Origin of the sequence: Leptolyngbya sp. GB1-A1, from assembly GCF_039962475.1 — a bacterium.
Lineage (GTDB): Bacteria > Cyanobacteriota > Cyanobacteriia > Elainellales > Elainellaceae > Leptolyngbya_A.
Genome location: NZ_JAMPLI010000019.1, coordinates 1 through 15,465, shown reverse-complemented (window position 1 = coordinate 15,465; position 15,465 = coordinate 1). Strand labels below are relative to the sequence as shown.

The 15,465-nt window shown below is 50.6% G+C and carries 5 protein-coding genes; 3 read left to right on the top strand and 2 right to left on the bottom strand.

What is annotated here, in order from left to right:
* Positions 1–15: 15 nt before the first annotated feature.
* Positions 16–6,492: an AAA family ATPase gene (locus NDI45_RS17505; protein ID WP_348248101.1), complete on the bottom strand. Its 6,477-nt coding sequence runs from the start codon at positions 6,490–6,492 to the stop codon at positions 16–18.
* Between the two features lie 408 nt (positions 6,493–6,900).
* Between NDI45_RS17505 and NDI45_RS17500 the strand changes: the two genes are divergently transcribed.
* The 3 genes from NDI45_RS17500 to NDI45_RS17490 all read left to right on the top strand — a co-directional run bounded on the left by NDI45_RS17500 (position 6,901) and on the right by NDI45_RS17490 (position 10,613).
* Positions 6,901–7,287, top strand: coding sequence for a hypothetical protein (locus NDI45_RS17500; RefSeq protein WP_348248100.1), 387 nt, complete (start codon positions 6,901–6,903; stop codon positions 7,285–7,287).
* A gap of 288 nt (positions 7,288–7,575) precedes the next feature.
* Positions 7,576–8,661, top strand: a complete 1,086-nt coding sequence (locus tag NDI45_RS17495) for a class I SAM-dependent methyltransferase (RefSeq protein ID WP_190794483.1) — start codon at positions 7,576–7,578, stop codon at positions 8,659–8,661.
* A 596-nt stretch (positions 8,662–9,257) separates the two neighbouring features.
* Positions 9,258–10,613 carry a calcium-binding protein gene (locus NDI45_RS17490; protein WP_348248099.1) on the top strand — a complete coding sequence of 452 codons (1,356 nt, stop codon included), beginning with the start codon at positions 9,258–9,260 and terminating at the stop codon, positions 10,611–10,613.
* Between the two features lie 537 nt (positions 10,614–11,150).
* Here NDI45_RS17490 and NDI45_RS17485 read toward each other — a convergent pair.
* Positions 11,151–15,431 (bottom strand): ATP-binding protein, encoded by a 4,281-nt coding sequence (locus tag NDI45_RS17485; RefSeq protein WP_348248098.1) that lies wholly within the window; start codon positions 15,429–15,431, stop codon positions 11,151–11,153.
* Positions 15,432–15,465: the final 34 nt, after the last annotated feature.

Here is a 15,465-nt window from a genome sequence, read left to right as displayed (position 1 = left end):
TAGTCGCCTAAGGACTTAATTCTCTAACTGCTCTGCTAGCTGTTGAATTGCGGTTCGCGCTCGTTCACTGATCAGATATATATTAATTCTCTGCTGTAGATTTTTAAATAATTCGAGTGCAGTTTTATGATCGCCACTGCCAAATTTGCTGCAAACCAGGGTTGCTCCTGCAAGGGCGATTTCACTGGGATGATCCACAATCTGAGCTGCCCTGAAAGCAGCTTCGGCACGAGCGATCGCCAGTTCTGTTCGATGATACTTTAAATCAATCTCTGCGGCGAACGTCAACGTATAAGCCAGCATTCGCTGAGAATCCATTTGTTGCAGGGCGGACAGGGCTTGCTCCAGCATCAGCTCTGCGCCATTTTGTCCGATCGAATAGCGAGCAAGGGCATCGAGGGCGGCAGCAAAGGCTCCTTCACTCCCCTCTCCGCTAATTTTGGCGGCAACGGTTGCTAATTCAGACGAATAGGTGATGGCGGCGATCGGGTTGTTGGCTTCTAGCTCCGTCATTGCCAGATAGGTTAAGCAAGCGCACTCTCGCCAGTGATCTTGCTCTGCTTGCGCCATCTGCCATGCCTGTTGCAGGAGCGATCGAGCCGTCGCATAATCCGCTGCATGACGACGCACACAGCCCATCCCGCAGGGAATATCAATGAGCTCCACGCCAGCTCTGGCAGCTAGAGATTGTGCCTCAAGCAGCAAAGCTTCTGCACGAGACATCTCACGCTCGGTTTCCGCCAGACACCAGCCTGTGTAAGCCAGCATTCGAGCCGTTGTGGTGGAACTCGCAGCCCGACCCCGCTCGATCGCGCGCAGTGAATGTTCCTGAACGCTTGTCAAATTGCCTTGCTCATAATTCAGCGCAATCAACACTTCAAATCCGGTTGCTTCTTCGTCCTGCAAATCCAAAGCACGGGCTTCCTCAATCAGCTGGTGTAATTCGGCTTCGAGTTGGACAGATCGATCTTTGCTCACGCCTGCTAAAACATGCAGCTTGAGTAGCTCAATGCGGCAGCGTACCTGCGTTGAGTGATCCAGATATTGGCAGTGCTCCAGTCCTCGCTGCGTTAACTGTGAAGCTTCGGCATAGGCAAACAGGCGCAAACAGCGTTCCGCCGCGATGATACAAGCAGATGCTGCCAATCCGTGTTCGCCGCCCTGTGAGGCATGGTAAGCAATCTCGCTGGCAAAGGAATCTTCCGTGGCAAAAGAGGTTTTCAATCCCTGAGCAATTTGCCGATGCATTAAACGGCGACGCGGGTTGGAAAGCTGGTGATAGGCAATCTGACGCACAATATCATGCACAAAGTCGTATTGGGTTTCACCTTGAATGATTGCTCCTGGACGGATAATGCCTTCTTGCTCCAGTTCTTCGATCGCCATCAACAGTTTGTTTGGAGAGCAATCGGCAATTTCAGCGATCGTCGTGGGGTTAAAGCTGCGCCCCAGAACTGCCGCCCAGGACAAAAATTCTCTTGTGGATTGGCTGAGCTGCTGAAGTCGATCCTGAATCAGTGCCTCCAGGCTCTCAGAACAAGCTGTTCCGTGTTGAGCAATGGCATGGACAATTTCCAGTGCAAAAAGCGGATTCCCACCACTCTCAGCAAAGATCTGGTTGCCGTCGACCGAGCGATCGACTTGCTGAACAAGTTGTACAATCTGGGCTTGATTCAAAAGCGGCAGTTCCAGGCTTTGCAGCCGATTTTCGCGGCGCAGGGATTGCACCAGTTTGTAAACGGGCTGATTGACTGCTAATTCCCGGGAACGGGCAGCACAGGCAAACCGTACTCTCGTATGACCCAGTAAGCGAGCCGCATAGTGCAGCAGCGCGCTTGAGGCTTCATCGAGCCACTGCATATTATCCAAAATCACGATCGTCGGTTTATTGAGCGCAAGCTGCGACAGCAAACGCACCACCGCATCAAATAATCGCTTTAAATCAGTCGGTTCTTCTGCTTTCGGAGAAGTTTCTGGAAACAGCGATCGAAGTTCTGAGGGCAAGTCTGCCAGGAATGGGGCAGGGAGCGATCGGAGCGCATCCACCCAGGCTCCATAGGGCCGCAGCATTTCTGCTTCAAATCCAAATCCCCACAGCACTTGGCCCTGATGACCTCGCACGGTGGCAGCCAGTTCTTCCAGCAGGCGAGTTTTGCCGATGCCGGGTTCGCCCAATAGCAGCAGGATTTCTGAACTGTGATCCGAGGTTAGCCAACTGTGCAGCAGGCTCCATTCCTGGTCGCGTCCGATTAGTGGGAGGGAGTGGGGCGTAGGAGAGTCGTTTACGGTGCTGTCCCGTTCGACTGCTCCTAATGCTTTTAATGCCGTTCGTTGCGCTTCGGTCAGCCCGATCGCGCCTGCAATATTAGTTCCCTGATAAGGGCGATCGGCTCTCAGGGTGTGCAAACATTTTCCAGTGCGAATATTCCAGAGCTTAATCGTTTCATCCTGGCTGCCGCTGACAAGCGTTTCACCATCGGGACTAAATGCCACCGACCAGATGAGATTCGTGTGTTCCTGAAGCGTATGCAGACAATAACCTGTATCGACTTCCCACAATTTCACCGTTTGGTCACTGCTGACACTGGCAAGCGTTTGACCATCAGGACTAAATGCCACCGACCAAATGCGACTGCTGTGTTCTTCTAGCGATCGCCAAAATTCTCCCGTCATCGTATTCCACAATTTCACAGTATGATCACCGCTACCGCTGGCAAGCGTTTGACCATCAGGACTGAACGCAACCGACCAAACCCAATTTTGATGTCCCTGCAAGGTTTTCAGGCATTCACCTGTATGAACATTCCAGAGCTTGATCGTTTGGTCATAACTGCCGCTCGCGAGCATTTGACCATTGGGACTAAAGGCGATTGAACAGACCCAACTGGTATGTCCCTGCAACGTTTGCAGGCATTGCCCGGTTTGAACATTCCAGAACTTGACGGTATGATCATCGCTGCTGCTTGCTAGAAGCTGAACATCTGGACTAAACGCGACCGACCAGACGCGGCTCGTATGTCCCGATAAGGTGTGCAAACACTGTTTGCTCGAAATGCTCCAGAGCTTGACGGTATGATCATCGCTGCTGCTTGCTAGAAGCTGACCATTTGGACTAAACGCAACACCACAAACCGGATTCGTATGACCTCTCAGCGTATGCAGGCAGTTCCCCGTGCGGCTATCCCAGAGTTTAACGGTGTAATCGTCGTTGCCGCTTGCGAGCAGTGGTTCGGTCGGGCTAAATGCAACGACACGCACTCGATTGGTATAGCCCTGGAGCGTTTTCCAGCATTGTCCGGTGTGGAAGTGCCAAAACTTGACCGTATGGTCGCCGCCGCCGCTCACTAGCGTTTGATTATCGGGACTAAAGGTAACCGATCGCACCCAGCTGGTATGCCCGCGCAAAATTTGGAAATTCTCTCCGGTGTCCACCTGCCACAGCTTCACGGTCTGATCTTCACTGCCACTCGCCAGAAATTGACCGTCGGGGCTAAAGGCGATCGATCGAATCCAGTTCGTATGTCCGCACAGCGTTTTAGTGCATTCGCCAGGCTCAAAGTCCCACAGTTTGATCGTCTGATCGCTGCTGCTGCTTGCCAAGAATTGACCAGCGGGACTAAAGGCAACCGACCAGACTCCCTTTTCGTGTCCCTGCAGAGTTTTGCAGCATTTGCCAGATTTGAGATCCCACAGCTTCACCGTTCCATCTTCACTGCCACTCGCCAGGAGTTGATCGGTAGGGCTGAACGAAACCGATCGCACCCAGTTGGTATGTCCTTCCAGGGTGGCGCAGCATTTCCCTGTTTTCAGATCCCAAAGTTTAACAACAGACGATTCGCTGCCGCTCGCGAGCATTCGACTATCGGGACTGAAGGCAACCGACCAGACCTGATAAGGAGCTTCCTGTAACGTCTGGAGGCACTGCCCGGTCTGTACATCCCACAGCTTGATCGTTTTGTCATCGCTGCCGCTCGCGAGCATTCGACCATCGGGACTGAAGGCAACCGACCAGATCCAGTTTGTATGCCCCTGGCAAATTAGCAAATTTTTGCCGTCCGCCACTCGCCAGATCCGCAGTTCCCGATTCGTGTCGCCCGTTGCCAGCAGTTGACCATCCGGGCTAAACGCGACGGCTAGCGTCAGGCTCAAGGTTTCCGTAAAGACGGTCTTCGACAGATCACTATTTGCCAGATTGACCTGATGTAACCCGACATTCCGCAAATCTGCCTGCCAGAGGGCAAGATCAGCGAGGTTATAGCCCGTCAGGTCGGTTTTCAAATGAATCAACAGGTTCAGCAGATTTCCCGCTGCATATCCCGATCGCTGCGATGCTTCCTGACTTAGGCTAATCAGGATTCGAGTCAACCGTTGCTCAACCTGAGCGCGATTGCCCAGCCGCATCTGAAGTTGATGCAAAATCGGCTGCACAATTTGGCGAATTTGAATCTCCTGAATGTAATCTTTCCCCTGGGCTTTGAGCAGAGCATGGCTATGGAGCAAGGGAACAGCAAACTCAGGTTTGGGCAATCTGGAACAGGCGAATTGCGTCGTCGAATGAGTCGCCGGAGCAAGAGATGACTGTTCCTCGCTAGCTGCCATTTCTTCGATCTCATCACAGATCCATTCAATCAGGCGATCGGTTATGTATTGCATGACGATCGGCGGTTGCGTATAGCCTGCTGCCTGGGTTTCCAGGAGCGATCGCCAGCTTAGCGATTCCAAAGCCTGAAATAAATCGGCACGAGAAGCAGCGGGCACAAAATCAGCAGCCAGTTCTGCAAGCGTTGTTCGCTCCCGATTAATTGCCAGCCAGAACATGACATTTCTTTCAAACCCGGAACTTCTTAAACATTGCTGATCTAAAAGTTGATACAAACCGTGAAAAACGCCTGTATCTTGAGTTAAAAAATCTGCAATGCTGCCGTCAAATAAATCTTGAATGGAAGTAGAAACAATTTTTAACGCTAAGGGATTATCGCTATACCGCTGACACAGCTGCTGTTTCTGCTCCTCAGAACCGATTAATTTCCTGGCTTCCAGGATTGCTGATGCTGCTTCTGGAACTCCGCCCAATTGCAGCGATCGCACGGCTTCTGTTCCTTCCAAAAGCGCAATTTCGGCAGGTTTTTCTCGACTTGTCAACAGCACACAGCTCTGATGCTGCACCTCACCCAACAACCTGAATAAGTCTCCATAGTTTTCATATCCAGGACGATATTGACCAGCTGGACTACTCCGCAGCGGAAACTGCTTCGCATTGCCCTCTAAAAAAATACTTTCCACATTGTCCAGAACAACCAGACAGCGGTGGGACTTGAGCCAGTGAATCAGCCGCCCGGTCTCGGCTTTGTTGTCCTGCTGCTCAGACAAAAATAGAACCAAGTCTGTCAGGAGGGTTTCGAGTAGAGGCGCATTGCGGAGAGATCTCCAAATGACAAACTCGAAAGGGGGATGGGGAGATGAGGAGGTGGGGGAATCGGGGGATGTATCCTTCGCTCCTTCGCTTCCGACAAGTTCCTGCGCCACTTTGACCGCAAGCGAGGTTTTGCCAATGCCACCCATTCCCAGAAGCAGAACCATCCGACATCGGTAATTGACGATCCATTCCTGCAAAGTCGATCGCTCTTTTTCCCGCCCATAAAATACAGAAACATCGATCGCTTCGCCCCAATCCTGCTGAGAGATAGGGGGTGGGAGAGTAGGGGGAACGGTCGGAGGTGTAAGGGAAATAGGGGAATTGTTGGCAGGATGGGGTTCATCCTCGTTGAGGATCTGCTGGTAAAGATCGCGGGTTGCGGCACTGGGATCAACGCCTAACTCCTCCCGCAACATCGTCATGCAGCGGTGGTAAAGTTGCAGGGCATTCGATCGATCGCCGCTCAAATGATGAAGCTGCATCAGCGAGGCATAAGTTGCTTCATTCAGGGGATCAACCCGTAGTAACTGCTGAGCATGGACGATCGCTGTTCGATAGTCCTGCTGGTCTTTCATTAAATTAATGAGCTGTTCTAGAGCGTTCACTCGCATTTGCTGGAGCCGCTCGCGTTCGGGAATAATCCACTCGTCTTCGCAGTTGGGCAGCAAATCCCCTTGATAAAGAGAAACCGCTTGTTCTAACCGCGATCGCTTTGTCCCAGCATCAGCAGTTTGTGCTGCCTTTAATTCATGCTCAAACTGAATGACATCGGCGGTGAATCGAGCCGTTGGCGACCATTGCAGCGTTTTTGAGTCAGTCAGAAGAAATTGGTCAGCTTCGGGTAAATCTCGACGCAGATAGCTCAGCTCTTTGCGAAGATTCGTTCTCGCCTGCGTCTCAGTAGAGTCTGCCCAGAGATGAAAGGCAAGCCGTTGACGAGGTTGGGGCGCATGACGATGGAGAATCAGGTAAGCCAGCAATGCCTGTGATCGCGCTGAGTTGATGCCCGGAACAACGCGATCGCCGTAGGTGATAGACCATTCACCTAACAATCTGACTTGTAAGGTTAGAGGCATTGCTCTTAAATCACCCATTTACCTCTAAATTGTCCATTTTTCCTTGAGCTTACACCCAGTTACAGGATTTTCGGCGGATCTTCCAAATTTCATTACAGAGCTTAATTCAGACCTGAGCAATGTACCCCCGATGTCCTTGTGTTCGCTCAAGCCCTCAACCTCTAAATGCAGCTTTAGAACAGGCTTTGAGACGAGAACGATTTGGGAACGATTTGGGAACGGTTTGGGAACGCTGCGATCGCTAACTTGTATTCATGGGTTGGAAAACAAATCTGCATCTGTAGGACGTGAGAGCAAGTGAAGCACACAAACAACGCTCCCTTCCTGGCTCCTTAGTTCCACTTCAATTCCACTTTTCAGTTCTGTTAACTCACATCAACTCAATTCACAATCGGAGTAAAAAACATCATGAATCGCTTTATCCTTGCAAGTCTATCCGTTTTGGCACTCAGTGCCGTTGCAGCCCCCTCCCTGACCGTGAGCGATCGGTTCGAGCAAGAGCGTCAGGACACATTGAATGCTATGAGCAATCGTTGGGTGCAAGAGCATCAAGACACATTGAATGCAACAAATTCACGGTTTGATCAAGAGCGTCAGGACACATTGAATGCTATGAGCGAGCGTTGGATGCAAGAGCGTCAGGACACATTGAATGCTATGAGCGATCGGTTCGAGCAAGAGCATCAGGACACGTTGAATGCTATGAGCGATCGGTTCGAGCAAGAGCATCAAGAGACGTTGAATGCAACGAATTCACGATTTGATAAGGAGCGTCAGGATACACTGGATGCCTAACTTGCACGACCAGTAACAGTAAAGTTGTTTTTGACCGTGTTACTGAATCAATCGCGACTGCTGCAAACTGAATCGAAAGAAGATCCGAATGTTACAGCTCGCTCTTGTCCCAAGACACTGTCTGAACCACCAGAATCCAAAATTCTAGACAGACTCAGGCAGTGTCTAAAAAACAGGCTTCAAAATATCCCAGCGATGCACAATGCTGTGGAGAAACGCCGCTTTGCTTCACCCCCCAAACTGATCCACCACGATCCATTTATTCCTTAGTTAGTGAAGGAGCTAGCCATGACAACCCAACTGTTCAACCCAACCCAATTCAACCACGCTAAAGCCGAAGCCTTTGCAGGGCGGATGCTGGATATTATTAGCAGTAGTGCGATCGACTTGATGGTCTCGATCGGACATCGTACCGAACTTTTCGACACAATGGCAGAACTGCCGCCCTCCACCAGCCAGCAAATTGCCAACGCGGCTGGACTGAACGAACGCTATGTGCGCGAGTGGCTCAATGCGATGGTGACAGGTCGCATTGTCGAGTATGACCCGATCGCCAAAACCTATGTGCTGCCCACAGAACACGCCGCATTTCTCACCCGTGCTGCGGAACCCAATAATCTTGCCCTGATCGCCCAGTTCCCGCCCATGCTAGCGACCGTCGAAGACCAAGTAATCAACTGCTTCTATCAAGGCGGCGGGGTTCCCTATTCTGCCTTCAAACGCTTTCATACGGTGATGGCAGAAGTGACTAATCAAGGAACGGTTGCGCCATTAATCGATGAGGTGCTGCCGCTCATTTCTGGACTGGGTGAAGCACTCCAGCAAGGCATTGATGTTTTAGATTTGGGCTGCGGCAGTGGAAAAGTACTCAATGTTTTGGCAGCAGCTTTTCCCAATAGTCGATTCACAGGCTACGACTTTTCAGGTGAAACGATCGCAACTGCCAATGCTGAAGCTCAACGGCACAAGCTGAGCAATATCGAGTTCCGGGTTCGGGATGCTGCCACGATCGAGGAGTGCGATCGCTACGATCTCATCACAACCTTTGATGCCATCCATGACCAGGCAAAACCCGATCAGGTCTTGCACAACATCTACCGAGCATTACGTGCTGATGGAATCTACCTGATGCAGGAAATTCGGGGTGCAACGAATGTTGAGGACAACCTAGACAACCCGTTGGCTCCCTACTTCTACACGGTTTCTTGTATGCACTGTATGACTGTTTCGCTTGCTTATGGCGGCATGGGTTTAGGAGCAATGTGGGGACAGGAAACCGCATTGCGAATGCTCGCCGAAGCTGGATTTAAGCAGGTGGAAATCAAACGACTACCGCAGGATATCGTGAACGACTACTACATCATTCACAAGTAAATTCACAAGTAGCAAATTCAGAGAAACGATATGTGCAAACTTTGTGCGATTGCGGCACGGTACACCCTTGCTCGTCAGGATTCGCTTGTCTTTGATCTCAGTCAATTTACAGCTGAGATTACGGGAAAACCATCAATCGATTCGTCTCAAAGTCAACCTGTTACGATCGCTCAGAAAAAATCATTATAAAAAACCAATCTGCAAATTACCAAGAGCTAGAACTTATAGCCGATAAAAATTTGACGAATTAACCAGATCTAGCTTTGCATCAATCTTGAAACAAATTTGGCATGGAATCGTTAACTCGATCGCCGCATTCGAATGAACCCAAAATTTATTCACGCAAAGATAAATTTGGCAATCCTTATTGGGCGATTCACGATCCGCTGCTAGGACGCAGAGTATTCTTTGATTCAGAGACAGAGATTTAGAGACAGAAGTACGGGCATGGCTCGAACAACGCTGTTCCCAATGAATCGACCATCTGACCACCATTTAAGTCAAGCTCAACTCAATCTAACCGTTCCTCTGCTTGAATTCAGCATTAAATCGCTCACCACCCATTTCCAGTATCCCTTTATTCAGAAAACTCAGCGATGGTATTTCTAGACCGTGAACCAAACAATAGTCCAAGCTTTGCAAACAATATTGGAACATTAGCAGGTAGTCTAGTCGTTGAGGGGAACATGGGAGAACTCATTCCAATTGGTTCCTCTGATCTGCGGATTACCGATACCTTTGATATCTATCGCTTCACTACCACTCAGCCCACCAGTTTTGGTGTAGCACTTGCCCCGCAGGTTGCAAATGCAAACTTAGTTTTGATGTCTTCACCCGAAGGCAACCCGATCGCCCACTCCTTTAAACCTGGCACTGCGGTTGATTCGATCAGCTTCAAAAATTTGGCACCCGGTACTTATCTGATTGGCGTAAATGCCCTTGCCACCGCACCTCGTTCCCCTTACGTCTTGAGTATTGCGGCTCTTCCAATTACACGCGCAGAGCTAGGGGTTACGGTTGAACGAATTACGGCGATCGATCGCTTTGATACTCAGGTGGTGTTCTCTTCATCGTTCAAAGCAGATTTCAAAACATCGCTTACGATCAATGGACAAACTCGTAACAGCGGCGTGTTTGACAAAGATAATGATGATGTCAGACCAAACTTCACCTTTATTCAGCCCGTTGATCCATTAAGGGAATCGAACACTTTTGAAATTGCAGTGAAAGATGCTGATCCCGTTGGCGATGATGAAGCAGATATCAGCCCCTCCTCCTCGTCAAAGTTCACCGCCAAATATTTTTCTCAAACGGGTACAGTGGGTGACTTTGATTCTGGCGGCGACTCGACTGGAAAAAGCTTGGTGACTCAAGGCAGAGATGCTTCATTTCGTCCCAGAGGAGCAACCGTCACTTATCGAGTAGACTATAACGTTTTCACGTCATCCGCATCGACATTCACCAGCAAAACTCCGCTGCTGCTGGGCAACAATACCAGCCAACAGATACAGGGCAGCAGCATTGGCGGCATTCTCTGCGGCGAAGGAGGCCATGATGTCCTTTCTGGTAGGGGTGGTAGTGATGTTCTTTGCGGTGGTACAGGCAACGATAACCTCAATAGCGGCACAGGAAACGATATCAGCTTCGGCGGAGCAGGACGCGATACTCACACAGGTGGTTCTGGCAAAGATACTTTCGTGCTGACCCTCGACAGCGGCACAGAGGTCATTCAAGATTTTCAGAACGGTAAAGACAAACTGGGACTGGCGATCGGGTTAAACCCTGAGATTTTCGATATGGTGCAGCGAGGCAAAAACGTTGTCGTCGGGGTAGGGGATCAGCGGCTTGCAGTTCTTTCTAACGTCAAAGCCAATCAGATTACCGCTGCTGATTTCGTCACGGTTGATTTCTCCCGTTTTAAGGGAATTGAAGTGCCCACCTTGGCGGGATAACAGGACGGTTCCATTTAACAGCTTTGTGTGAAACTGTCAGATCTAGATACTCAAATCACAGATTTTTTCATCGTTTTCACCACTGCAAACGCTCTCTTTTCTATTTTCGATTAGATTGTTTGAAATAGCCTCTATAATTCATTCACTCGTTCAACCAATTGTTCCCTTTGCTTTGATAAAGACATGAACCCTACCATTTCCGTTCTCGATCGTAAAAATTGCTGCCCTTCATCAAATGCTTGACAAAATGATTTCGCGCTTTCAATGCTTCAAATTCCGGGCTAGTTTCAGGGGTACGCTTGGGATGCTAAAAGATTGGGGCGTTGCTGAATCGGGATATGAACGGTGCAAATTTAGCTTCTGCATCGCCCCCTAAATCCCCCAATGCTGGGGGACTTTGAATTCTGGTTCCCCTCAACTTTGGGGGGCTAGGGGGGCACGCTTATTCAGCAACGCCAAGATTGGAAATCAGGTCATGGGTGATTCGTGGTGGAGTTGAATGGTGGAGTTGATTCGTGATGGAATATTCATGAGAGATCATGAGAGAAGCGGCAAGCGGACGATAAAAGTTGATCCCTGTCCTTCTCCTGCACTTTCAGCATGAATCGTGCCTTTATGAAGTTCGACAATATGGCAGGCGATCGTTAATCCTAACCCCAATCCTTTCGCTGCATCAGATGCTCTGGCTTGGTGGAAGCGATCGAACACCTGGGGCAGAGACTCAGCCGCGATGCCCATTCCCGTATCCATAACCCGAATTTCGGCATAGGCACGATTCGCAGAATCATAGTTATCAAGCACTGCCAGTTCTACACTAACGCTGCCTGCGACTAGCGTAAATTTAATAGCGTTGGTCAGGAGATTACAAATCACCTGCTGGAGGCGATCGCTATCTCCCATAACGGCAACAGGCTCCGTCCTATTTTCCTGCCAGGTTAAACGAATTCCTTTCTCTGCTGCGGTTTGCGCGACAGTTGCGATCGCGGCTTCAATCACCGATTCCAGTGCAATGGGTTGAGGATTCAAACTCAGTTTGCCTGCGGTAATCCGCGATATATCGAGCAGGTCTTGCACCAACTTGGCTTGTAGTGTTGCATTTCGCTCGATCGTGTCCAGTGCTTTCGTGAGCATAACCGGATTAGGAGGATTGTTCCGCAGTAGGCGCGTCCAGCCCAGAATCGAAACCAGGGGTGTGTTCAGCTCATGGGAAACGGTGGAGATCATTTCGTCCCGGCTGCGAATGATGCGTCTTGCCTCCTGAAGTGCTTCGCCCCGGAGCTGTGCCATCTGAAGGTGGGCATTGACGCGGGAAATGAGTTCTTGCGCTGAGAAAGGTTTGATCAGGTAATCGTCTGCTCCGGCTTTCAGTCCTTCGACGATCGCCTCTTCTCCGGCACGGGCAGAAAGCAGAATGATTGGGACTTCACGGGTACGAGGGTCAGACCGCAATGCCTGGAGTAACTGGAAACCGTCTAATCCTGGCATCATCACATCACTCAAGATTAGATCGGGGACTTGTGCTTGCGCTGCTGCTAGTGCTGATGCTCCATCTGCAACCGCTTGAATTTGAACGTATTCGCTGAGGATACGGCTGAGGTATTGCCGCATATCGGTGTTGTCATCGACGAGGAGGACATGGGCAATCGGGGCGGAGCAGCGGGGAGTGGGAGCATCGGAGATAACGTCTTCCGGTTCTCTTGCTTCCTTGCTCTCTTGCTCCTCTTCCTCTTCGGGTAGCTCCGCTGCAATGTAGGCAGTGGCATTGATTGCGGTAGATACCAGGGTGCGAGTGGGCTGGAGCCGATCGTCTTGATTTTGAAAGGGAATGGCTCCATCGCGCCGTAGGCGATCGTTGGGTAAGTGCCTTGTCCCCAGAGGAAGGGCGATCGTAAAGCAAGTTCCCTTTCCTAGGGTGCTACTCACCTCAATCGTGCCACCCTGCAATCGAACCAGTTCATGCACCAGGGCTAAACCAATGCCTGATCCTTCATAGGTGCGGGCTTGTGTCCCTCGGATTTGATAGAACCGCTCAAACAGATGGGGTAGGTGTTCGGGGGCGATTCCAGTGCCGGTGTCCTGAATCTGAAGGATGGCTTGATTACCTTCGGTGGAATATAACCTAACCGTAATTTCGCCCTCAAAAGTGAACTTAAAGGCATTGGAGAGTAGGTTGAGGATAATTTTTTCCCACATGTCCCGATCGACAAAGACAGATTGAGGTAGGGGTGGGCAATCAACAATCAACTGTAAACCTGCCCGTTCGATCGCCGATCGAAATACACTGGCAAGTTCAGTTGTAAACAGAGCTAAATCAGTCGGTTCGTACACCGCTTCCATGCGTCCGGCTTCAATACGGGAGAAGTCGAGCAGGGTATTGACCAGTTTCAATAGGCGGAGGCTATTGCGATGGGCGAGTTGGAGGTCGTGTTTGAGAGTAGATGGGTGGATGGGTAGATGGGTAGATGGATCAGTATGCTCCCACTCTCCCACATGCTTCAGTGCATCTTGCAGAGGAGCCAGAATCAACGTTAACGGTGTGCGGAGTTCATGGCTAACGTTGCTAAAGAAAAGGGTTTTAGCGCGATCGAGTTCTGCGAGGGTTTCGGCTTGTTGGCGTTCTTCTTCGCGGGCGACTTGTTCTCGAATCCGCTGAATCTCTGATTCGCGCAGAGCAGCTTCGGCACGAGCGCGTTCGATCGCCGCCCAGATGCGTTCGCCAGTTTCCCACGTCAGTTCGATGTCGAGATCTGTCCATTCTCGCGGCTCAGAGTCAGCGACAACGAAGGCTCCTACCAACACACCTTCTTTGATGAGCGGGATCCCCACAACGGCAGCCACCTGAATCGCACCCATTGCATTCTGATCGGACTCAGAAATGAGGTCAGAACTTGCCACGTCTGAGACCATGAGTATCTCACCCCTGTTATAGACCGGCAGCGCCCAACTGTAGTCTGACAATGACAAAACGCCAACGATCGAAAACGAGCCGTCGCCAACATAGTCCTGCTCGATCAACGCCCAGCCCTCGGTCTCATTGATCTCGGTATAGAAGGCCCGATCAATGCTCAACTGCTCGCCTACCAATCGGCACGCTTCTCCCTGGATCGCTGCTGGATCAGAGAGCGATCGCAACGCATCCGATAACGTGACGCGAAAAGCATCGAGTTCGGCAGCGCGGCGCAATTGTACTTCTGTGTGTTTGCGATCGCTGATGTCGTTGAACAAGAGCGCCAGTTGTTTATTCTGGGGGTCGCCGTGTGGATATGCCGACACCCGGTAATACCGATCTAAACCGGCTGAATAATTTTCAAACTCGGTCGGCTCACCTGTTGCCAGAACCCTTTCACAGTTTGTGAAAAACTCGGCTTCTAAATTGGGCACAAGCTCATGGGCAGTTTTGCCGATCGCTTGCGTCACTCCGATTTGTTGTTCAAAGGCTGGATTCGCTTCCAAAAATCGGAAGTTAGTTAGCCGTCCGTCGTCACACAGCAGCTCAATAATGCAAAAGCCATCGTTGATATTCCCGAACAGCGATCGATATTTTGCTTCCGATTTGCGCTGGGCTGCTTCCGACCGCTTGCGCTTGGTGTTATCTACGAAGGCGACAGCGACGCAGTGCGTTGAACCGTCATTCAACGGCGAAACGATAACCTCGAACCAGCGATCAAAAACCTCCGAATGCACTTCCATTCGCTCGGACGCATTCGTTTCAATTACCCGTGCGTAAAGCTCGTTCCAAAATTGCTCAACGCCCGGCATCAGTTCGCTCGCCAGCTTGCCTTCGGGAGCTTCAATGCCGGAATGTGACGAGAATGCTTGATTGGCTTGAATGATTTTGTGATTGTAAGACTTACCGTTTTCGTCATAAAGAACCTCGATGACGGCGAAGCCTTCGTCGATCGACTCAAACAGCGATCGATATTTTGCTTCGGATTCGCGCAGGGCTGCTTCAGCTTTTTTACGTTCAGAGATGTCGTAAGAAGCGGCAAGCACCGCATTAATTTCACCATTTGGCGATCGAAGCGGCGTTCCGTGGGAAACATAGGTGCGATCGTGAGCATTGTGTTCATGCTCAAACGGCTCACCCGCCAGCGCTTTCCGGTACAGCGCCTCGTAAGTCGGTATCAATTCGGGCGGCATTACCTCAAAAATGGTTCGCCCAACGAGATCTTCGGGTTTGAATCCGGCGGCAAGCAACGCTTCTCCTTCCGCCAGCAAATAGCGCAAATCGCGGTCAACGACAAACACCGCCCCACCGGGCAGATTTTCAACCATCACCTGCAAACGTTTTTCCGATTCGCGCAAGGCTTCATGCGATCGCTGACGTTCAACCACCTCCACCTCTAGCTGAGCATTTTTTGCCAGCAGTTCCTGGGTTTGGCGCTGGTTCAAGAGCAAAGCTGCGGCTGCAAAGTCTGCCAGACTCGTCATCACCCGCACGTCTTCTGCATCAAAATGCCGCTGCTCATCGTGCGACATAATCCAGATTGTGCCGAAGATATGACTATCCGCAATGAGAGGCAACACCAAGCCTTCTACGATGGGGGTGTTAGTTGCCTGGAAGTAGGTGAAATACCGTTCGGGATGGGAAAAAAGGACGGGAGTCCCTTGTTCCAGACAAACTCCACAGGGGCTAAAGTTGCGGGATGTAGTGCTACCCCCATAGTGCGCTAAAGTTCCAGCTAATATATTCCAGCGAAAGGTTTCTTCTCCGTCCGCTGTGGTCTCTAGTAAGCTAATAGACTTGTCGGGAAATAAGCAAGAATAGAAGGCAGAAATGGGATAAGCAAATGCTGGATATTGAACGGGTGCTGACACAAGACCGCTTGCTGCGCGCTTTAACTGGCTTGAA

Bases quoted from the DNA above. Each gene is read 5' to 3' on its own strand.
- NDI45_RS17490 (WP_348248099.1), top strand. From the start codon at position 9,258: ATGGTATTTCTAGACCGTGAACCAAACAATAGTCCAAGCTTTGCAAAC.
- NDI45_RS17495 (WP_190794483.1), top strand. From the start codon at position 7,576: ATGACAACCCAACTGTTCAACCCAACCCAATTCAACCACGCTAAAGCC.
- NDI45_RS17505 (WP_348248101.1), bottom strand. From the start codon at position 6,492: ATGCCTCTAACCTTACAAGTCAGATTGTTAGGTGAATGGTCTATCACC.
- NDI45_RS17500 (WP_348248100.1), top strand. From the start codon at position 6,901: ATGAATCGCTTTATCCTTGCAAGTCTATCCGTTTTGGCACTCAGTGCC.